The following is an 18,637-nucleotide window of genomic DNA, read 5'->3' as shown; positions in this document are numbered from 1 at the left end:
TCTCGCCTTTCGTTACAGACAGCAAGAACCAACCACGAATAGATACAAAACAACTTGCACTTCGAGTGTCATATCTTCGGACCGGGATCGTCAAGCCCCGACCTCGGCGACGCGGCCGGCTCCCACCGGTGACCCAGTCGGGTGGCACCGCCGCCCCGTAAGGCCTCCGCCACGCAAAGTCCCTGGTAGAGGTGGCCCATGGCGCCACAGTTGCGGACGTTGGAGGCCCAGGAGTGGGACACCTGGTACCGGACCTTGGAACGGGCCTTCGGCGGCCCGCCCACGGCCCCGGAGACGCGCGAGCTGTGGGAGAGCCTCACCGAACACGACCGGTCCATCGCCGCCTGGGACGGCGACGCCTGCGTCGGTACCGCCGGAGCCTTCTCGCTGCGCCTGTCGGTACCGGGCGCAGCCCTGGTCGACACGGCCGGGGTGACGATGGTGAGCGTGGCGGCCACGCACCGTAGGCGGGGCCTGATGACAGCGATGATGCGGCGCCAGCTGGACGACGTCCGCGGACGGGGTGAACCGCTGGCGGCACTGGTGGCGTCCGAGCCCGGCATCTACGGCCGCTTCGGCTTCGGCATGGCCACCCAGCAGCTGTCGGCGACGATCGACACGGCGCGCGTACGCCTGGAGGCCCCGGCCGGACTCGGCACCGACGGAGTACGGCTGCGGTACGCCGATCCGCTGTCCGCGCTGCCGGCCTGCGAAGCGGTGTACGCGGACCAGGTGGCCGGGCGCCCGGGCATGCCGGCCCGCGCGCCCGGGTGGGAGCGCCTGGCCGTGGCGGCACCCCAGGGCGGCGGCAGCCAGGGCGGCTCACCGCTCGAGTGCGTCGTCGCGGAGCAGGGCGGGACCACGGTCGGGTACGCCCGGTTCCACCACACGCCGCAGTGGGACGTCTCGGGCGCACGCGGCACGATCGTGCTGCGCGACCTCGAAGCCCGGGATCCGGCCGCGTACGCGGCGTTGTGGCAGTTCCTCTTCGGGATCGATCTGACCTCGACGCTCGTGGCGCAGAACCGCCCGGTGGACGATGCGTGGCAGCACCTCGTCTCGGACGTCCGCAGGTGTGAAAGGCAGCTGCGGGACGGTCTGTTCGTCCGGCTGGTGGATGTGGGCGCCGCGCTCGAAGCCCGCCCGTACCGCTCCCCTGTCGACGTCGTCCTCGAGATCGAGGACTCCTTCTGCCCCTGGAACGAGGGCCGTTGGCGGCTCTCGGGAGACCAAGAGGGCGCGTCCTGCACGCGTACGCGCGCGGCGGCCGATGCGACCGTGCCGGTACGGGCTTTGGCCTCCGCCTACCTGGGCGGCGTCCCGCTGACCGCCCTGGCCCGGGCCGGCCGGGCCTGCGAGCTGAGAAGGGGAGCGCTCGCTCCGGCCTCACTGGCCTTCGGCAACGAGACCGCTCCCTGGCTGCCGCACTCGTTCTAGGCAGTGTCCTGCCGATCGGACCGGCCTCGACCGGCGTTCAGGGGCGTGGAACCGGGGCGGGCGGAAAAGGGTGCCCGACTTTTCTGGCCACGGCCTATTCTGATCACCACCTCCGGACGCGGCGCCCGTGCTACGCGTCCGCCGTGAGCACGCCTTCTCCCTCCTCACCGGCGCCCGGCCGCACCGCACCGCGCGTGGTGCGCTCGTTCACGTGCGAGGAACGCCTCCAGGTGGGGGGAGTCGGCCACGAACGACCCATCACACCTAAGGCACACCATGGACAGTGAGCGCATACAGAGCTGCCTGGACCTGATCCACCAGGCACAGCAGCTACCCGTGGACGATGCTCAGCGCCGCCTGCTGGAGCAGGCCGCCGGTGAACTCGTCCGCGACGGCCGCCTTCGACGCCGTGCCGAGGCACGCGCGGAACGGGCCGCAGCCGACGCCGAGCTGCTCGCCGCCACCGCCATGGGCGCCTGCGACCGTGTCATGGACGCCGCCCTGCCCGCCCCGGCCCCGCCGGAGCGCGGACTCACGGTCGGCGAGTACGTCCAGGTCCGCCCGGGGCCGTCCGCGGCGCGCCGGCTGCCGGACCGTACACCGGACGGTGACGGGCCCTCACGACTGCTGAACCGTCCCCAACGCTGCTACGTCTGCAAGAACCACTACCGGCAGGTCCACGACTTCTACCACCTGCTGTGTCCCGCATGCGCCGACGAGAATCTCGCCCGCCGCACGGCCCGCGCCGACCTCACCGGCCGGCGTGCGCTGCTGACCGGCGGGCGCGTCAAGATCGGCTACCAGGTCGCGCTGATGCTCCTTCGGGACGGTGCCGAGCTCACGGTGACGAGCCGCTTCCCCCAGGACACGGCGCGCCGGTTCGCGGCGGCGCCCGGCGCCGCGCAGTGGTGGCACCGGCTGCGGATCGCCGCCCTGGACCTGCGCGATCCCCGGCAGGTGCTCGCCTTCACGGACCACATGCTCTCCCAAGGGCTGCCCCTGGACGTTCTCATCAACAACGCGGCCCAAACCCTGCGCCGTTCCCCCCAGGCGTACACCGCGCTGTCCGCCGCCGAGCCCACCCCGACCCCCGCGTCCCTCGCCGCGCCACGGATCTGGACCGCTCCGGGTTTTTCCGTACCCGGCCCGCGCACCGCACCTCTGCCGTGGACGGCGGAGCTCGCCCCGCGCATCCGGACGCCCCACGCGCTGCCCGCCACCGCACCCGCGGCCCACGCCCCGGTGGCCGCCGCGCTGCCGCAGGAGGCCGTCGACGAGGCGGGCCTGCTGCCGGAGACGACCGCGACCAACTCCTGGACCCTGCGTCTGGGGCAGATCGACCCGACCGAGCTGCTGGAGGTCCAGTTGGTCAACGCCGTCGCGCCGTTCCTGCTCGCCGGCCGCCTGCTGCCGCTGCTCGACGCCTCCCCGCATCCCGACCGCTACCTCATCAACGTCTCCGCGGTCGAAGGCCAGTTCACCGTCCGCAACAAGACCAGCGACCATCCGCACACCAACATGGCCAAAGCCGCCCTGAACATGCTGACCCGCACCAGCGCCGCCGACCTGGCCACCCGCGGCATCCACACCTGCAGCGTCGACACCGGCTGGGTCACCGACGAGAAGCCCCTCCCCGCCCGGGAGCGGCACGCCGCCACCGGCTGGCGCCCGCCGCTGGACATCGTCGACGGCGCCGCCCGCATCTACCACCCCATCGTGCAGGGGCGGGCAGGAGCACCCGTCCACGGCGTCCTCCTGAAGGACTACCGGCAGGTCCCTTGGTGATCCCTCCGGTGTCACCCGTCGGGCACGTGGTTCGCCGCGGCCGCGAAGTGCCCCGGCACCGCTGCGGCGAGGGGGAACTCCGTCCAGACTGTCTTGCCGTCCCGGGTGTAGCGGGTGCCCCACCGTTCGGTGAGCTGGGCCACCAGGAAGAGCCCGCGCCCGCCCTCGTCGGTGGTGCGTGCCCGCCGTAGGTGCGGAGCGGTGCTGCTGCTGTCGGAGATCTCGCAGATCAGGCTGCGGTCGCGGATGAGCCGCAGGGTCACCGGTGTGCCGCCGCCGTACCGGTAGGCGTTGGTGACCAGTTCGCTGACGACCAGTTCGGCGGTGAAGGCCAGCTCCTCCAGGCCCCACCCGGTCAGTGTGGTCTCCGTCAGATGCCGTGCCCGGGCGGCGGCGGTCGGCTCCCCGGGCAGTTCCCAGGAGGCGACCTGCTCCGGCGCCAGCACGCGGGTGCGGGCGAGGAGCAGTGCGACGTCATCCGGCGGGTGCTCCGGCAGCAGGGCGCCCTGCACCGCCGTGCAGGTCTCCCCCAGCGAGCGGCCGGGCCGGGACAGGGCTTCCCGCAGCCGCGAGAGTCCCTCATCGAGGTCGAGGCCACGGGCCTCGACCAGGCCGTCCGTGTACAGCGCGAGCAGACTTCCCTCGGCGAGTTCCAATTCGGCGCACTCGAAAGGGAGTCCGCCCAGGCCCAGCGGCGGCCCCTCGGGCAGGTCGGGCAGGCTGACCGTGCCGTCGGAGGTCACCACGGCGGGGGGCAGATGGCCCGCCCGGGCCAGGGTGCAGCGCCGGGAGATCGGGTCGTAGACCGCGTAGAGACACGTCGCGCCGACGATCTGCGGGCCCCGCGAGCGTCCGTCGGCCGGCTCCTGCTCGTCTGCCAGGCGGTTGACCAGGTCGTCCAGGTGGGAGAGGACCTCGTCCGGTGCGTAATCGAGGCTGGCCAGGGTGTGTACGGCCGTGCGCAGGCGGCCCATGGTGGCCGCGGCGTGCAGACCGTGGCCGACGACGTCGCCGACGACGAGGGCGACGCGCGCCCCGGACAGGGGGATGACGTCGAACCAGTCGCCGCCGACGCCGGTGGCGGGATCGGCCGGCAGATAGAGGTGCGCGACCTCGACCGCGCTGTACTCGGGCAGCTCCTGCGGCAGCAGGCTGCGCTGCAGGGTCAACGCGGCCTGGTGCTGCTGGGTGTAGCGGCGGGCGTTGTCGATGCACAGGGCGGCCCGCGCGGCGAATTCCTCCGCGAGCGTGAGGTCGTCCTCCTCGAACGGCTCGGGCCGATCGGCCCGCCACAGGCTGAGCAGGCCGAGGAGCAGGCCGCGGGCAGTCAGCGGTACGACGATCAGTGAGTGCGCGTGCAGGTCGACGGCGCGCCGGGTGCGCTCCGCATCCTGGAAGTACCAGCGGGGGTTGCTCCGGAGCTCCGGTTCGAGGATGGGCTGCTGTTCGGCGAGGCACCTGGCCTGCGGGGTGCGCGGGTCGAAGTGGAAGACCTCGCCGGCGGCGTACATCACCTGCAGGGCCTCTGCCATGACCGATTGGACGGCCATTCTGCGGACCGGTCCGCCCTCCTCCTCGGCGGTATCGTCGCCCCGGGCCACCGACTCCAGCAGATCCACCGAGACGGCGTCCGCGAGTTCGGGGACGGCTACGTCGGCCAGTTCCCGGGTGGTCTGGCCGAGATCCAGTGTGGTGCCGATGCGGGCGCTCGCCCGGTTGAGCAGGGCGAGCCGCCGCCGGGCCCGGTAGCGGTCGGTGACGTCCTCCACCAGTTGGGTGACTCCGAGGATCCCGCCGGAGGGGTCCTCCATCCGGAACGCCGACACCGAGACCACCCGCTCGTGGTCGGGGTCGCTCCTCAGGCGGCAGCGCTGCTCGGTGAAGATCAGGGGAGCGCCCGTCTCCAGCACCCGGCGCAGCCGGGTTTCGATGATCTTCAGGTCCGGACCGATGAGGAAGTCGCCGATGCGCCGGCTCCGGATCTCCGCCGCGGGAAGCTGCGTGAACCGGGCCAGCGCCCGGTTGATCCGCAGGATGCTGAGGTCGGGGGCGTGGACGGACAGGCCGATCGGGGAGCGCCGGAACAGACCGTCCAGGACGGACCGGTCCGTCTCCCACTGGAGCACCTCCTCCGCCGGGGCGACGACGAGGAACCACTCGCGGGCCGAGCCGGCCCGGATGACGGCGCGGGCGCGGAAGCCCAGCTCCACCCGTCGCCCGCTGCGGTGCAGGACGGGCAGGACACCGGACCAGCTCCGGTCGCGCTCGCACGCGGCCACCGCGTCCCGGACCGCCTCAAGGTCATGGGACTCGAAAAGGAATTCGGCGGCCATGCGGCCCAGCACCTCGTCGGGCGGGTAGCCGAGGCGCTCCTGTGCGCGCTCGCTCCAGCCGACGACCCTGCCGTGGTCGTCCAGTACCGCCGAGGCCGAGTTGCGCAGTGCGAACGGGTCCTCGGGCACCTCGCTCGGTCCCGGCGCCGGTGCGTCCATCGCTGCCACCCTTCGACCTGCCGAACGGACCGCACAGCGGGCATTGCCGCAGCGACTGCCCACAGTGGTCGATGACCAGGGGACGAGCAGTCGGCCTACCTTCAGTATCGCCGCGCCGCTGCACGTCGGCAGCGGCGCGTCCGGCGGGGCCCGGGCACGGCGCGGATGCGGCACACCTGCACCGGGGAGCCTCACGGCATGAATGCCGCCCTCACGAGCCTCGTCGCCGTCTTCGCGACGCTGGCCGGGTCCACCCTCACCTTCCTCTTCCAACGGCACATCGCCCGGCAGGCGGAACGCTTCGCCCGAGATCAACAGCTGTGGCACGAACGGATCGGCGCGTACAGCGGCTTCGCGGCGACCCTCACCGACTTCCGCCGGAGTCAGAACGACCGCTGGCACCTGGAGCGGGCCGACCCGGACAGCCCTCGGTTCCTCAGCGCTCGCGAAGCGTCCTACCAGCGGCGGGCGGACTCCACCGCAGCGCTCTGCCGGGTCCGCCTCATATGCGGCGATTCCGCCCTGGTCCGGCTGGCCCAGGAGGCTCTCGACGCCACGACCGGGATTCATGCGGCACAGGACGAACAGGACCGGGCCGGGCGGGGGGAGGCGGCACGTCTGGCACTGGAGCGGTTCCTCAACAGCGCCTCACCGCAGGCTCGCTGACCGCCCGATCGGTCCGGGCCCCGGGGACAGCCGTGCGCTGCCCCCGGACGGCCTGGGCGAGCCGGCGGCCGGCCCGCCGTCAGCCCTGGGGGGAAGCGGGCTGGGCGTCCTTGGACAGCGGCACCTCGCCGGTGTTGTCGACGTGGCGGGCGGCGACCCACACGGCCTGGTCGCGCAGCAGGTACCAGATGCTGTTGCCGTCGATGGCCTGCGCGTGCACCTTGCTGTGCAGACCGATCACGGCGCCGTGGTTCAGGTTGCCGACGAGGGAGGAATCAGTACTCGGATACCTCCGCAGGTTCACGCCGCTGCTGCTGACGACCGTGCCGAACGGCTGAGCTGGACTGGGCATCGTGACCTCCGAGGGGAACGCCTGAGCGGCGGGACGTGGTCCGCTGTGCGGACGGGTTGCTCGCACGGTAGAGCCTCCACCCGCCGGGGAGCCGGAGGCGTGCGGGGCGTCACCACGACGGCGGCCGGGCATCATTCCGATGGTTCCGCGGTTGCCGCGGGCAACTTCGGCCGTCGATCACCGCTTCAACGGTCCAGCAGAACAATGATGACGTTTCAATCACCCCCTGTAGCGGACCACCCGGCCGACGAGCGCTGGTCCGTGGATCGCGAACAGCAGGTACACGGCGTCCGACGCGGCCAGATGACCGGCTCGCCGGGTCGTGGACCCGCCGAGGACACCATCCTCCCGATTGCCATTTCCGTTACGGTGAGTGACGATTGGAGGGGGAGTCGAGGAGGGGGTATGCCGTTCGACTGCGTTCCGTTCATCCATCGGAGGCACCGAGATGACCACACTCTTCTTCGACATCGGGGCGACATTGGCGGACGGCCAGGTCGAGGCGGACGGATCCTGGCTGTTGCGTCCCCGCCCGCGCGTCCTGCAGGTTCTCGACGCCTTCGCCGGGGAACCCAAGGGCGTCATCTCCAACCCGGGCGCCGAACAGGATGCGGTCGCGCACATCACGCAAGCCCTGCACGAGGCATTCCCCGACCGGTTCACGGACGACCGCCTCATCCACTTCGGCCCCAAGACCAGCCGCGCGATCTTCGACGACGCGGTCGCGAGCTCGGGCGGCGCGGCCGACGACTGCGTCTTCGTCGGCGAGGACCACGACGAGCGCGCGTTCGCCCGCACGGCGGGCATGCGGGTCGCGCCCCATCCCGTGTTCACCCGGGCCGCCATCGAGAGCCGCCCGGTCTTCTGGACGAGGATCGACGTGCCGGAGGGCGGGAGCCTGAGCCTGCTGGAGTCGGTGGCAGGCGGCACGGAGGTGGTTCCCGTGCACGTCGCCTCCCCTCGGCTCGTACTCGCGATGGCGACCGCACTCGGGGTCGAAACGCTCCAACAGGCCGGGTTCACGACCGACGTACGGGGACAGGTGGAGGACACGGCGGCATTCCTGATCAGGGACGACCGCTCGGTCCCGGTGCCGGAGGCCTTCGCGGGCGCCTCGGACGAGTCGCGGACGGCGGCCGAACGAGCGATGCGCGCGGCGGCCGCGTTCTGCTTCGCCTCCGGCGAGCTGACCGGGTACCCGCGGCAGATCTCGTCGCTCGGGCCCGCACCCGGCGGTGTCTACGTCGCCGCGCCCACCGGTGTCCCGATCGAGGAGGTGCACACGCAGGGAGCCAAGCCCGGACACACCGAGCGCCTGCTGCCGGACCCGGCGCTCCTGTCACGCCCTGGCGAAACGCAGGCCGAGGGATTCGCGCCGGCCCTGCCCGCCGGATTCGACGGGACGGGCAACGGTCTTCCCTCCCCCGAGACGCTCGCCGCCGTACGCGCGACCGTGACGCCCGAGGTGCTCCGCACTCACGTGGCACGCATCTCCGGCGTCGAACCACTGGTCCCGGGCGATCCGCTGAAGGTCCGCAGCCGTGACGCCGGACATGCCGACAACGGGCTCGTCGTGGACGCACTGGTCCGGCACTTCGAGGATCTGGGGCTGGTGGTCCGACGGCACGCGTTCAGATGGCGGGGGCGCCAATTGTTCAACGTCGAGGCCGAGCACCGCGTCGAAGGGGCCGACTCCGCCGTTCTCATCACGGGACATCTGGATTCGACGGCACAAAGCGGTCACTTCGTCGATGCGAACGGCGATCCCCGCCCCTACGACCCCCAGGCGGACCCGGCGCCCGGCGCGGACGACGACGGGAGCGGCACCGCGGCGGTCATGGCCGCGGCGGAATGTCTGCACGCGCTCGTCGCGGAGGGCCGGGCGCCGACGCGGCACGTTCGCTTCGTCCTCTTCAACGCCGAGGAACAGGCGCTCGTCGGCAGCAAGCGCTACGCGCGCGCCGCCGCGGCGGCGGACGACCGCATCGCGGGCGTCTTCCAGATGGACATGATCGCCGGCTTGCAGGACGGCAGCCCGCCCGCGGTGGAGATCCACGCCGGCTCCTCCGTGCCCGGGCCGGTCGCGGCCGCCTCGGACGCGCTCGGCGACCTGGTCGCACGGACCGTCCCTGCCATCACCTCCGGCTTCGAGATCCAGCAGCTCACCGGACCCGGGGACCCCGCCTTGGGGCGGAGCGACCACGCGAGCTTCCACGAGCGGGGATGGGCGGCCATCGCCGTTTCCGAGAACCTCTTCGGTCCGGACGGCGGACCGGCGACCGGCACCCGGCAGTACCACACCCCTGGCGACACCCTCCTCGACGAGGACCACGACACCCGGTACGCGGCCACGATCGCCTGCTCCGTCACCGCGACCGCCCTGACCTTCGCGGGCCTGTAGCCACACCCACCGGGCCGGGCCGTCTCAGGCCAGGACGTTGACGGCCCGGGCGACGACGAGTCCCAGGATCATGAGGGACAGGACGGACTGGAGGGTCATGACGCTCTTGGCCCAGGGGGCGAGCGGCATGACGTCGGTGGGGCTCAGCGCGGTGGAGTTGGTGAACCCGAGGTAGAGGTAGTCGATGTAGTGGGGGCGCCAGTGCGAGGCGTTCAGTTCGGGGCTGAGGTGTTGGGGAAACGCGAGCGCCGGAGTGGGGGGCATGTGGTGGGCCCGCGCGGCCGGTCCGCCGCTGTCGAGTTCGAAGTACAGGAGGGAGAAGGCGAGCACGGTGGAGGACCAGACGCTGCCGCCGGCCAGCAGGAGTGCATTGGCGGAGCTGGTCTCGTGTCCGCCGTGGATGAGGTCGTCGATCAGCTGGACGGTCGACCAGCCGGCGCTGCCCACGAGCACGACGACCAGGGAGATCGCCACTGAGCGCAGGACGGTGGAGCGGCGGCTGATCCGACCGGGGTCCCCCGAGATCAGCGCCACCAGCAGGAGGCCTTCGGCGATGGGAAGCGCCCACCGGGGTCCGAGACGCAGGTCGTCGGGGAGAAGCAGGGTGAGCACCGCCGAAGCGATGACCGCTGCGGCCATCGGCCAGCGGCTCTCCGTGCGGTCGGCAGATCTCGGATGCGGCGCGCGCCGGCTCCTACGGTCCGTGTCGGGCGGGTTCGGTCCGGTCACGGCCGATTGCCTCCCGGGCCCGGTGGCGGCTCAGATCGCATGTGCCGTCGAATTCGGGTTCATGTGCCGTTCCTCGCAGGTGGAGTCGTACGGGGCGGCTGCCCTAGGGGGTGTCTTGTCGATCAGGGCGGATCAGGGACCGAGGACAACGCGGCGAGGCGCGGTGCCAGACCCCGCGAGCCCGGCCTGATCGGCAAGACACCCCCTAGGACCTCGACGACCGCGCCCGGGACGCCGCGCTCCACCGTAGACCGGGGCGAGCAAGGCCCACGGCCGACACGCGCCGCATTCACACGCCTGCTGCGGTCAGGGCCGCAGCGCCGCCTTCACCTCCGGGAGGCTGCCGGGGCCTGCCAGCCGGTGGTGTGGGTCGCCTCGGGAATCGGCGGTGCCGGCCGGCCTCGCCGTCGGCGCAGCCAGACGTACAGCATCAGGCACGGCAGCAGCACCCCGAGGAGGGTGAGGGTGAGGAACGCCTCGAAACTGCTGATGTGGGTGACCAGCCACGCGAAGTTCTGCCCGAAGAAGCCGACCACGAAGGACAGCGGGAGAAACACGCTCGCGAGGATCGTTAGCCTTTCCATCGTGGCGCTCTGCCGAAGGTTGATCTTGTTCTGCTCTACGGAGATCACCGCGATGTTCGCTTCCAGGACGGTGGTCAGGAGGTCGCGTTGGGCGGCGACCTCCTCGTTGACCAGCAGCAGGTGGTCGTGCACGTCACGCATGTACGGCTGGAGCGGGGGCGGCGTCTTGCCGGGCTGCAGCCGCCTGGTGAGCACGGCGAGCAGCGGGTGTACGGCCCGGTAGAAGTCGGTGGCCTCACGGCGCAGGGAGTAGATCCGTTCGGTCGGGGCGACCTCCCCGGAGAACACCGTGGCCTCGATCTGCTCGATGTCGCGCTCCAGTTCGCCGACGACCGGCGCGTAGCTGTCGACGACCTGGTCGAGGATCGCCCACAGCGTGGCGGCGCTGCCGGTCTTGAGCAGTTCGGGGCGGCTTTCGAGCCGGCTCCGCGCTTCGTGCAGCTCGCTCGCGATGCCCTGGCGGACGGTGATCACGAAGTGGTCGGCGAGGAAGATGCTGATCTCGCCGGTGTCGATCTCCTCGCGCTCGTCGTCGTAGCGGGCCGTGCGCAGGATGATCAGTTCGGTGCCGTCCTCGTACTGCTCGGCCTTCGGCCGCAGGTGGAAGGCCGCGGCGTCCTCGACGGCGAGCTCGTGCAGTCCGAAGATCTCGCGGACCCGGTCCAGTTCCTCGGGACCCGGTTCGAAGACGCCCAGCCAGACGAATCCGCCTTGCCGACAGCGCGCGGCCGCCTGCTCCAGGGGCATCGCGCCCTCATGCTGTCGACGCCCGTCGCGGTAGTGTGCGCAGTCGACGATCATGGCCTTCCTCCTCACGGCCGACCGATGTGCGCCGTACAGGCCCCCAGCAATAGATGCTCCTCCGACTCAGCAGAGATGTCCTCGCAGCCGGTCCCGGTGACTGCCCTCCGGGTCGAATGTGCAGGTCCCGAGGGCGCGAGCCGGTCGGCCCGGGCGGGCCCCGACCGGCGGCGCGGCTCGGGTGGTGCGGCAGTCCCGGCTCGGCGCCGTCAGTGATCCGTACGGACTCGGACCGCCGCCGTCAAGGTCCCGTCATGGGGTGGCCCGAGGCCATCCCCGCCCGTACGCACCTGCGGGCGCGGCGGTCCGACACAGGCCGCGCGGCATCCGCCTACGCGGGGTGGACAGTGCCCCCGAGCAGGGTGAGCGCGGCCTCGCGCAGGCGGGCGTCGGTGGCGGCCGTGCGGCGGCCGGTGACGCCGGAGCGGAACAGGGCGGCCCCCTCCATCAGCATGACGAACACCTCGGCCCTGTGCTGCGCTTCGGCGGCGCTGAGGCCCGGCGCCTGGTCCCGGACGAACGCGGCCACGTGCGTGACGTACTGGCCGTAGAAGGCGCGGACCGCCGAGGCCGCTTCCTCGTCGTGCGCGGCCAGTGCCCACACCTCGGTGAACAGCCGCACCAGGCGCGGATCGTCGTGGTCGGAGAGGATCGCGTCGAGCAGGGCTTCGCGGCCGCTGCCGTGCGCGGGCGCGACGGTCAGGGCGGTGACCCGTTCCAAGGACGAGGCGAGGATGCGGTCGAGGAGCGCCGAAAGGAGGGCGGCACGGGTCGGGAAGTAGTACTGGAGGTGGCCCAGCCGGACGCCGGCCTCCTCGGCGACCGCCCGCAGGGTCAGTTCGGACCCTCCGGCGCCGGTGAGGACGTGCTCGGCCGCGTCGAGGAGGGCCGTACGCCGCTGGCGGCCCTTGGCGGTCGGTCCGGTCGCGGCGCTCATGCGGCGGCCTGCGTTCCGGCCCGGCCGCGGCCCGTACCGACGGCACCGCCCTCGTCGAAGGAGTCGAAGGCGAGGGCGACACCGTGTGCGGCGAGCAGCTCGACCGCGCGGGCGGGATCCGGATGCTGTTCGGGGAAGACCACGCCCCGGGGGGCGGGGGAACCGTCGGTGCCGAGGACGCGGCGCAGGCCTACGACGGCTCCGACCGCCGTCAGATGGTGCTGGCCGAGCGGGTCGGTCACGGTCGCGGTACGCGTGCGCCCGCGATGGGTGACGTCCACGCGCAGCCGGGCCGTACCACCGTCGCCCGGCGAGTGGAGCAGGGCCCGGCGCGCGGGGGCCCAGCGTTCCCCGCCGGCCCAGCGGAAGAATCCCGTGCCCCGCAGCGCGAGGAGCGCCCGGGTCGCGGCCGGGGAGCTGAACCCGATGCGGGTGGCTGCGGTGGTGGTGCCGAGGGTCAGCGGCAGGGTGAACTGCTCCGGAGTGTCGATGCGCGCGACGCGTACGGGCGTTCCGCCGATGGCCACCGTACGGGACTCCGTCATCGGGGAGGCGAGCCGGCGCCTCCCGCCGTCCACCACCTCGAACGCCACGCCCAGCCGGTCCATGAACTCGACGGAATCCGCCCCGGCCCGGTCGGCCATGTCCCACCGAACGGCGATCTCGACCTGCTCGGCGCCGCCCAGCTCCGCGGCCAGCGCAGCCGCCACCAGGCTGCTGACCCCACCCATCCAGGCGGAGGACAGCAGCACCGGGGCGGCCGGTCGGAGCAGGGCGGCGACGGTGACGGCCCGCTGCAGGCGGCCCGTCCACCGGGTGATGTCGACGTAGGGCACGCCGCCGGCCGCGGCGGCGGCCAGCACCCGGTCCTCGGGGTCGTTGACCGAGCTGATGACGGCCCGGACGCCGGCCCGGAAGGGGGACGGGTCCGCCAGGTCCCAGGCACGCACCTCGCCCCCGACTTCGGCGGCGAGCGCCTCGCCCCGGCCGGGGTTGCGGCCGGTGAGCAGGGTCGGGGTGTCCACGGCCAGGATGCGGGCGATCTCGGCGCCCACGGTGCCGTATCCGCCGGTGATCAGTACGGGGCCGGAGGGGTCCGGACGCAGTTCGTCGTGCCGTTCGGTGATCATGTCCAGAATCCTAGGTCAGATGACCTAAAAATGCGATCGGGCGGCGGCGGCTCGTACGCGGTGGCCGCCACGCGTGCCGTACGCACGGGTGGGAACGGCGTACGGGGTCCGTCAAGGTGCGGTGCCCCGCGTTGCGCCGCCCCCGCAAAGGGGCAGGCTTGAACTCGAGGAGTTCTGAGCGACGCTCTCCGTCACCATCGGCTCGTCCGGACGGGAGGCCTCACATGTCCGGCTACTGGTCCCGGCTCCACGACCCCCTCGCACTGGTCGCGGCCCTCGTGGCCCCCTTCCTCGTCGCGCTCGCGCTCGTGCCCTTCCGTACCGACCTTTCGGCGACGAACGAGGCACTGATCATGGTCGTCGTGGTGGTCGCGGTCGCCTCCCTGGGTACGCGGGCGGCCGGCGCGCTGGCCGCCCTTTCGGCGGCGGCGTGGTTCGACTTCTTCCTGACCAGGCCCTACCAGCAGTTCACCATCGCCGACGGTGACGAGATCCAGACGGCGGTCCTCCTCCTCGCCGTCGGGCTGATCGTCTCCCAGCTGGCGGCCCGTACCCGTCGGCTCCAAGCGGTCGCGGTCACGGACGCGGCACACCTGTCGAGCCTCCAGGGCACCGCCCGCCTCGCCGAGGACGGCGCCTCGCCGGAGGCGGTGGTCGAGTACGCCCGCCGGGAGCTCGTGGGCCTGCTGGAGCTGCGCGGCTGCCGCTTCGAGTACGGAACCCTGATGGGGCACCTGCCGCGGCTGGAGCACGACGGCAGCCTCTGGCTGCGCCGTGGCAGTCGGATCACCGAGTACACCGAGTGGCCGGAGGGCGAGACGGAGCTGCGCGCCGTCGGTGGCGGGCACTACTACGGCCGCTTCCTGCTCGACCCGTACCCCGGCCGGCCCCTGCCGCCCGAGGAGGCCCGCCTGGTAGCCGTCACGCTGGCCGCGCAGGCCGGTGTCGCCCTGGATTCGGCCGGCCTGCCCCGCCAGGTCTGACGCACCGGAGGTGGCCTGCCGACCTGCGCCGTCAGGGGGCCGACCCCCGCCGAGTGGCACCTCCTGGAGATCCTCATCACCCATCCCGGCAGGCTGATCGGCCGGCGGAAGCTGCTGCTCGACGTCCGGTGGCCGGGGGGCTCCCGGACGTCAGCTTCCGGCCGTCAGCTTCCGGCCGTCGCGTCGAATTCGGCGGTGAGGATGTCAGCGAAGACGCCCAGGCCACTCCAGTCGCCGTTGACCTGGCTGGTGAGCAGGTGCTCGCCGTCACGGGAGCCCATGGCGCAGGTCCACGAGCCGTACGTCGCACCCGCGTTGCCCCAGACCGTGACGCCGGACGGCAGTGCCCAGGAGAACACGCCCAGGCCGTACCGGGTGCCCGGGATCCAGGGGACGGGTCCCGCGGTCGCCACGGTGGTGAACATCTCCTGCTGCTGTTCGGCCGGCAGCAGGCGGCCTTGGAGCAGGGCGCCGAAGAATCGCTGCAGGTCGCCCAGGGTCGAGATGATGCCGCCGGCCGCCCAGGCGAAGGACTGGTTCATCTCGGTCGCGTCGTGGACCTCGGGCCGGGCGTCGGCGGCGAAGAGGGTGGAGTAGTGCCGGGGGTGCGGCCCTCGGATGGTCGGTTCCGTGCCCGGCAGGTAGGTCCCGGTGAGCCCCAGGGGGTGGACGATCCGCCGGGTGAGCGCTTCGGCGAGCGTCCCGCCCGTGGCCTTCTCGACGATCAGGGCGGCCAGGAAGTAGTTGGTGTTGGAGTACAGGAAGGCGTCCCCCGGAGCGAAGGACGGTGGGGTGGCCAGGCCGATCCTGATCAACTGCTCGGGTGCGTGGGTGTCGTAGCGGTGCCGGAACCACGCAGCGCCGGTGCCCTTCGCGAAGAACTGCGCGTCGTTGCCGTAGTTGAAGATGCCGCTGGTGTGGTTGAGCAACTGCCGGATGGTGATCGCACCGCCGTGGTAGCCGTTGCCCTCCACCATCCCGGGAAGCCACTGCTCCATCGTGTCGTCCAGGTCCAGCCGGCCTTCGGCCGCCAGCTGCAGGACCAGGGTGGCGGTGAACGCCTTCGTCGCGCTCCCGATCCGGAACCGCTCGGACGGCCGGCGCTCCTCCCCGGTCCCGGTGTCGGAGACGCCCGCCGAGCCGAACCACGCGCCGTGGCCGTCCCGTACGTCGACGACGATGCCGGGAGCGCCGCCCGGGGCGGTGGCGCGGTCCAGCACGTCCTGCAGTGCGGAGCGGTCGGGGGTGGCCGCGGTGGAGAAGGGCTGCCTGCTCATGTCGGTTCTTCCTCTCGGGAGTTCGGTTCGCCGGTTCAGGGAAGTGACGTCAGCGTGCCGGGTGGGCAGGCACGGGGCACCCGGCCGGTTGAGGTGTGGCGCGCTCGGCGGCCGTGCGCTCGGCGGTCGTGCGCTTGGCGGTCACGATCACTCGTGCGGTGGTCCCCGCCGTGAGCAGCAGCACCGCGGCGAGGGCGAGGAGGGTGGCGGCGTCCGGATGGATCAGGGACTGTCCGCGCCACGCCTGCCAGGTCACCACCGCGACCAGCCCCGTGTAGCCGAGGACTGCACTGCCGACCAGGCGGGCCCGTACCTTCTCGTCGCGCAGCCATACGCGCTCGGCGGCCAGGGCGGCCAGTACCGCGGTGATCAGGAGGAGCACCTGGATGCCGTGCAGGGCGAAGAAGTGCGGTACCCGGAAGTCGCCGCCGGTCACGCTCCAGTTGGTGAGGGGCATGCCGTGGCCGTCGGGGTCGCCGATGCCGTGGCCCTGGTACATCCGGACGGAGTGGCCGTTGGCGTCGGTCACCGTACGGGAGTGGATCTCGGTGACCATCCAGAAGACCGGTACGACCATGCCGAAGGTGGCGAGCGCGAGGCCGGCGCGGATGGCGCGGTTCAGCGCCGCTCCGCCGGTGCGCTGGATCAGGACGACGACCGCGAGGACCAACTGCGCGATGACGATGACCATCACGCCGAAGGTGAGGAGCGGGACCAGGGCCAGGGTGACCGGGTCGGTCCGGTCCGCGTTGAAGTGACTGAAGGTGCCGCGCGCCGCCTGGGCGGTGATGGCGCCCACCTCCACGGTGGCGGCCACCGCGAAGACGGTACCCAGCCACCGTCCCAGCCGCCTGCCCCTGGTCGGCTTCGTCAGCAGCCATGCCAGCGTGGCCGCGTAGAGGCCGAAGGCGAGGCCGAACTTGAGCGGCTTCACCCACACCGACTCGTCCAGCAGGGTCCGTCCGTCGACGAGGGTGCCGACGCCGGAAACCAGCACCAGGGCGAACATGAGCGCGGCGCAGACCACCAACGGCCGGTGCCAGCCGCGCACGGGTGTGAGTAAGGACGTCATGAAGGGCTCCGATCAGGGCGACGAGCAGCCCTCGTCCCGGGCCGGCTCGGTTCACATCGCTCGTTCGCGAATGACCAAAAGCTAAATTGCTTTCACTCTTTCGTCAATCAAAAAGGTGAACCTGTCGGGAATCATGCAGGTCAAAGCACGCAACTCTTGCAATGACCATGGAGGTGAATGCAAATACAGCAGGAGGAGACTTGCAATGACCTGACCGCGAAAGCAATACTGACCGCACGCGCGGACCCGACACGGAGGCAATGCCGATGCCCGGAGGCAGACTGACCCACCACGAACGGCAGGCGATCGCCGGGGGATTGGGGGAAGGACTCAGCTACACCGACATCGCCGGGCGCCTGGGCAGGCCCATCTCCACCGTCACCCGGGAGGTGGCCCGCAACGGCGGTCCCGCCGCCTATCGGGCCGACGCGGCCCATCGCGCCACGACAGGACGTGCCCGCCGCAGCAAGCAGTCCCCGGCCCCGGCCACCTCCCCGACCGCCACGAGCGCCATGCACGGTCGCGACCCGGAGGCCGTCCTCGAACTGGAGGAACAGTTCACGGCGATGATGGTCGGTACGGGTCTCCCGCGGATGACCGCCCGAGTGCTGACGTGCCTGTACGTCACCGACGAAGGCAGCCTGACCGCCGCCGAGCTCGCCCAGCGCCTCCAGGTCAGCCCCGCGTCCGTCTCCAAGGCCGTCGGTGAACTCGAACAGCAGGAGCTCATCAGGCGGGAACGCGACACCGGCCGGCGACGGGACCGGTACGTCATCGACGCCGACGCCTGGTTCCGCGGCTGGATGGCCAGCGCCCGTCAGAACGCCATGCTCGCCGACTTCACCCTGCGCAGCGCCCAGGTCCTCGGCGCCACGACACCCGCCGGCATCCGGATGCAGGACATCGGCCACTTCTTCGAGCACGTCGGCCGGACCATGATCGAGGCGGCCGAGCAGTGGCGGCAGGCCGATGCCGCGAGGCGCGGCACATCCGGCTGAGGCACCGGCTGACGCGGCGCCGCGCGGCACCGGTGCGGGAACTCCTCGACGGCACACCGGCCGGCCCGGCCGGCCCGGGGGCTACCGGTGGTCGGGAACGTACCGGTAGCCGACGCGACGCACGGTGGATATGCGGTCCCGGTATGCGGGACCGATCTTGCGGCGCAGCCTGGCCACGTGGACGTCGACGGTACGGCCGTCGCCGATGTGCCCGTACCCCCAGACGCCGGAGATGAGGGCATCCCGGGTGTGGACCGTGTACGGGTGCGCCACGAGGTGGGCCAGGAGGTCGAACTCCAGGTAGGTGAGATCGAGTTCGCGCCCGTCGACCTCGACCAGCCGACGTGCGCGGTCGACCCGGATGGCGTCGTCGCAGTGGTCGGGTCCCGCAGGCGCCCCGGGCTCGAGGGGCTGGATCTCCGGACGTACGCCGTGCGCGCCCATCACCGCCACGGGGTCGACATGCGCCGGCAGGAACACGAGGTACCCGACGCGACCGCCATCGGTCCCGTCGACGAAGACGAAGGGCGGGCGGTCGCCGACCAGTTGGAGGCGCGGGGCCGGGGAACGGCGGAGTGCGGGTGTGGGTGCGGGAATTGCGGTGGTCATGATGAACCCCTTCGGCTGCTCGGAGTCGGATACGGATGCCGGGTGTCCGGCCACGACGGGGCAGGGGTCTCCGCGACGGATTCGAGCGGGAGGGTGGCGCGTCGTACGCCGGGCGGACCCGTACGGCGCGAAGGCCGGGGTCGCGAAGTGCGCGGCGTGCGGAGGGGGACGGCATCCGGCACACCGGTGCGCGTCAGGGAAACGCCCTGTCGAAGAAGCCCTAGACGGGTCGGCAGACGGCGCTGGCGACGAGACGGAAGTCAACGTGCCTGCGGCGTACGAGCATCGGCTGGGACAGGGGCATGGCCACATGGTGGGGCGTACGGCGGGCGCGCGTCAACACTTCCCTACTTATTGGATAGGAAAGCACCTGCCGACAGCCGC

General features: G+C 71.8%; 15 protein-coding genes. 6 read left to right on the top strand and 9 right to left on the bottom strand.

Translation table 11 applies throughout. The annotated features are described in order from the left end of the window. Nucleotides 1–198: 198 nt before the first annotated feature. Together JYK04_RS36760 and JYK04_RS36755 are read left to right on the top strand one after the other, a co-directional pair. On the top strand, nucleotides 199–1,437 hold the full coding sequence (locus JYK04_RS36760) for a GNAT family N-acetyltransferase (protein ID WP_189745383.1): 1,239 nt from the start codon (nucleotides 199–201) through the stop codon (nucleotides 1,435–1,437). A gap of 276 nt (nucleotides 1,438–1,713) precedes the next feature. Continuing rightward, nucleotides 1,714–3,222, top strand: a complete 1,509-nt coding sequence (locus tag JYK04_RS36755; RefSeq protein WP_189745385.1) for an SDR family NAD(P)-dependent oxidoreductase — start codon at nucleotides 1,714–1,716, stop codon at nucleotides 3,220–3,222. 11 nt (nucleotides 3,223–3,233) lie between these two features. On the opposite strand, the gene JYK04_RS36750 is transcribed toward JYK04_RS36755, so the two are convergent. Then, nucleotides 3,234–5,714 carry a SpoIIE family protein phosphatase gene (locus JYK04_RS36750; RefSeq protein WP_189745387.1) on the bottom strand — a complete coding sequence of 827 codons (2,481 nt, stop codon included), beginning with the start codon at nucleotides 5,712–5,714 and terminating at the stop codon, nucleotides 3,234–3,236. A gap of 198 nt (nucleotides 5,715–5,912) precedes the next feature. Between JYK04_RS36750 and JYK04_RS36745 the strand changes: the two genes are divergently transcribed. Next, the gene (locus JYK04_RS36745) at nucleotides 5,913–6,380 is read left to right on the top strand and encodes a hypothetical protein (RefSeq protein ID WP_189745389.1); all 468 of its coding nucleotides are present in this window, start codon (nucleotides 5,913–5,915) and stop codon (nucleotides 6,378–6,380) included. Nucleotides 6,381–6,459: 79 nt separating this feature from the next. Here the strand turns inward: JYK04_RS36745 and JYK04_RS36740 are convergent, their stop codons facing one another. After that, nucleotides 6,460–6,732 (bottom strand): SH3 domain-containing protein, encoded by a 273-nt coding sequence (locus JYK04_RS36740; RefSeq protein ID WP_189745391.1) that lies wholly within the window; start codon nucleotides 6,730–6,732, stop codon nucleotides 6,460–6,462. A gap of 448 nt (nucleotides 6,733–7,180) precedes the next feature. Here JYK04_RS36740 and JYK04_RS36735 point away from each other — a divergent pair, with 448 nt between their 5' ends. Continuing rightward, nucleotides 7,181–9,133 (top strand): M20/M25/M40 family metallo-hydrolase, encoded by a 1,953-nt coding sequence (locus JYK04_RS36735; protein WP_189745393.1) that lies wholly within the window; start codon nucleotides 7,181–7,183, stop codon nucleotides 9,131–9,133. Between the two features lie 24 nt (nucleotides 9,134–9,157). Here the strand turns inward: JYK04_RS36735 and JYK04_RS36730 are convergent, their stop codons facing one another. From JYK04_RS36730 to JYK04_RS36715, 4 genes are all read right to left on the bottom strand, one after another. Next, on the bottom strand, nucleotides 9,158–9,772 hold the full coding sequence (locus JYK04_RS36730; RefSeq protein ID WP_229876744.1) for a hypothetical protein: 615 nt from the start codon (nucleotides 9,770–9,772) through the stop codon (nucleotides 9,158–9,160). Nucleotides 9,773–10,188: 416 nt separating this feature from the next. Next, nucleotides 10,189–11,193: a magnesium and cobalt transport protein CorA gene (locus tag JYK04_RS36725; RefSeq protein ID WP_202185954.1), complete on the bottom strand. Its 1,005-nt coding sequence runs from the start codon at nucleotides 11,191–11,193 to the stop codon at nucleotides 10,189–10,191. 385 nt (nucleotides 11,194–11,578) lie between these two features. After that, nucleotides 11,579–12,184: a TetR/AcrR family transcriptional regulator gene (locus tag JYK04_RS36720; protein ID WP_189745399.1), complete on the bottom strand. Its 606-nt coding sequence runs from the start codon at nucleotides 12,182–12,184 to the stop codon at nucleotides 11,579–11,581. Next, complete coding sequence (locus tag JYK04_RS36715; RefSeq protein ID WP_229876745.1) at nucleotides 12,181–13,314, bottom strand: SDR family oxidoreductase; 1,134 nt, start codon at nucleotides 13,312–13,314, stop codon at nucleotides 12,181–12,183. Before JYK04_RS36715 ends, JYK04_RS36720 begins: the two co-directional genes overlap by 4 nt. A 224-nt stretch (nucleotides 13,315–13,538) precedes the next feature. Here JYK04_RS36715 and JYK04_RS36710 point away from each other — a divergent pair, with 224 nt between their 5' ends. Beyond that, a complete protein-coding gene (locus JYK04_RS36710; protein ID WP_189745400.1) occupies nucleotides 13,539–14,297 on the top strand; it encodes a DUF4118 domain-containing protein in 759 nt (252 codons plus the stop codon). A 164-nt stretch (nucleotides 14,298–14,461) separates the two neighbouring features. Here JYK04_RS36710 and JYK04_RS36705 read toward each other — a convergent pair whose 3' ends face one another. Further along, complete coding sequence (locus JYK04_RS36705; RefSeq protein WP_189745402.1) at nucleotides 14,462–15,574, bottom strand: serine hydrolase domain-containing protein; 1,113 nt, start codon at nucleotides 15,572–15,574, stop codon at nucleotides 14,462–14,464. Between the two features lie 49 nt (nucleotides 15,575–15,623). Next, nucleotides 15,624–16,646: a hypothetical protein gene (locus tag JYK04_RS36700; protein WP_189745404.1), complete on the bottom strand. Its 1,023-nt coding sequence runs from the start codon at nucleotides 16,644–16,646 to the stop codon at nucleotides 15,624–15,626. A 266-nt stretch (nucleotides 16,647–16,912) separates the two neighbouring features. Here JYK04_RS36700 and JYK04_RS36695 point away from each other — a divergent pair, with 266 nt between their 5' ends. Next, nucleotides 16,913–17,644 carry a GbsR/MarR family transcriptional regulator gene (locus JYK04_RS36695; protein WP_189745407.1) on the top strand — a complete coding sequence of 244 codons (732 nt, stop codon included), beginning with the start codon at nucleotides 16,913–16,915 and terminating at the stop codon, nucleotides 17,642–17,644. An 81-nt stretch (nucleotides 17,645–17,725) separates the two neighbouring features. On the opposite strand, the gene JYK04_RS36690 is transcribed toward JYK04_RS36695, so the two are convergent. Further along, nucleotides 17,726–18,253 carry a winged helix-turn-helix domain-containing protein gene (locus JYK04_RS36690; RefSeq protein ID WP_189745409.1) on the bottom strand — a complete coding sequence of 176 codons (528 nt, stop codon included), beginning with the start codon at nucleotides 18,251–18,253 and terminating at the stop codon, nucleotides 17,726–17,728. Nucleotides 18,254–18,637: the final 384 nt, after the last annotated feature.

It is taken from the genome of Streptomyces nojiriensis (genome assembly GCF_017639205.1).
In the GTDB taxonomy this organism is placed as follows: Bacteria; Actinomycetota; Actinomycetes; order Streptomycetales; family Streptomycetaceae; genus Streptomyces; species Streptomyces nojiriensis.
This window is presented reverse-complemented; position numbering and strand designations above follow the sequence as displayed.

What these genes read in the sequence shown, in the direction of transcription:
- JYK04_RS36700 (WP_189745404.1), bottom strand. Translation starts at nt 16,646, where the DNA reads ATGACGTCCTTACTCACACCCGTGCGCGGCTGGCACCGGCCGTTGGTG.
- JYK04_RS36715 (WP_229876745.1), bottom strand. Translation starts at nt 13,314, where the DNA reads ATGATCACCGAACGGCACGACGAACTGCGTCCGGACCCCTCCGGCCCC.
- JYK04_RS36745 (WP_189745389.1), top strand. Translation starts at nt 5,913, where the DNA reads ATGAATGCCGCCCTCACGAGCCTCGTCGCCGTCTTCGCGACGCTGGCC.
- JYK04_RS36740 (WP_189745391.1), bottom strand. Translation starts at nt 6,732, where the DNA reads ATGCCCAGTCCAGCTCAGCCGTTCGGCACGGTCGTCAGCAGCAGCGGC.
- JYK04_RS36695 (WP_189745407.1), top strand. Translation starts at nt 16,913, where the DNA reads ATGCCCGGAGGCAGACTGACCCACCACGAACGGCAGGCGATCGCCGGG.
- JYK04_RS36725 (WP_202185954.1), bottom strand. Translation starts at nt 11,193, where the DNA reads ATGCCCCTGGAGCAGGCGGCCGCGCGCTGTCGGCAAGGCGGATTCGTC.
- JYK04_RS36690 (WP_189745409.1), bottom strand. Translation starts at nt 18,253, where the DNA reads ATGACCACCGCAATTCCCGCACCCACACCCGCACTCCGCCGTTCCCCG.
- JYK04_RS36705 (WP_189745402.1), bottom strand. Translation starts at nt 15,574, where the DNA reads ATGAGCAGGCAGCCCTTCTCCACCGCGGCCACCCCCGACCGCTCCGCA.
- JYK04_RS36735 (WP_189745393.1), top strand. Translation starts at nt 7,181, where the DNA reads ATGACCACACTCTTCTTCGACATCGGGGCGACATTGGCGGACGGCCAG.
- JYK04_RS36730 (WP_229876744.1), bottom strand. Translation starts at nt 9,772, where the DNA reads ATGGCCGCAGCGGTCATCGCTTCGGCGGTGCTCACCCTGCTTCTCCCC.
- JYK04_RS36760 (WP_189745383.1), top strand. Translation starts at nt 199, where the DNA reads ATGGCGCCACAGTTGCGGACGTTGGAGGCCCAGGAGTGGGACACCTGG.
- JYK04_RS36750 (WP_189745387.1), bottom strand. Translation starts at nt 5,714, where the DNA reads ATGGACGCACCGGCGCCGGGACCGAGCGAGGTGCCCGAGGACCCGTTC.
- JYK04_RS36710 (WP_189745400.1), top strand. Translation starts at nt 13,539, where the DNA reads ATGTCCGGCTACTGGTCCCGGCTCCACGACCCCCTCGCACTGGTCGCG.
- JYK04_RS36755 (WP_189745385.1), top strand. Translation starts at nt 1,714, where the DNA reads ATGGACAGTGAGCGCATACAGAGCTGCCTGGACCTGATCCACCAGGCA.
- JYK04_RS36720 (WP_189745399.1), bottom strand. Translation starts at nt 12,184, where the DNA reads ATGAGCGCCGCGACCGGACCGACCGCCAAGGGCCGCCAGCGGCGTACG.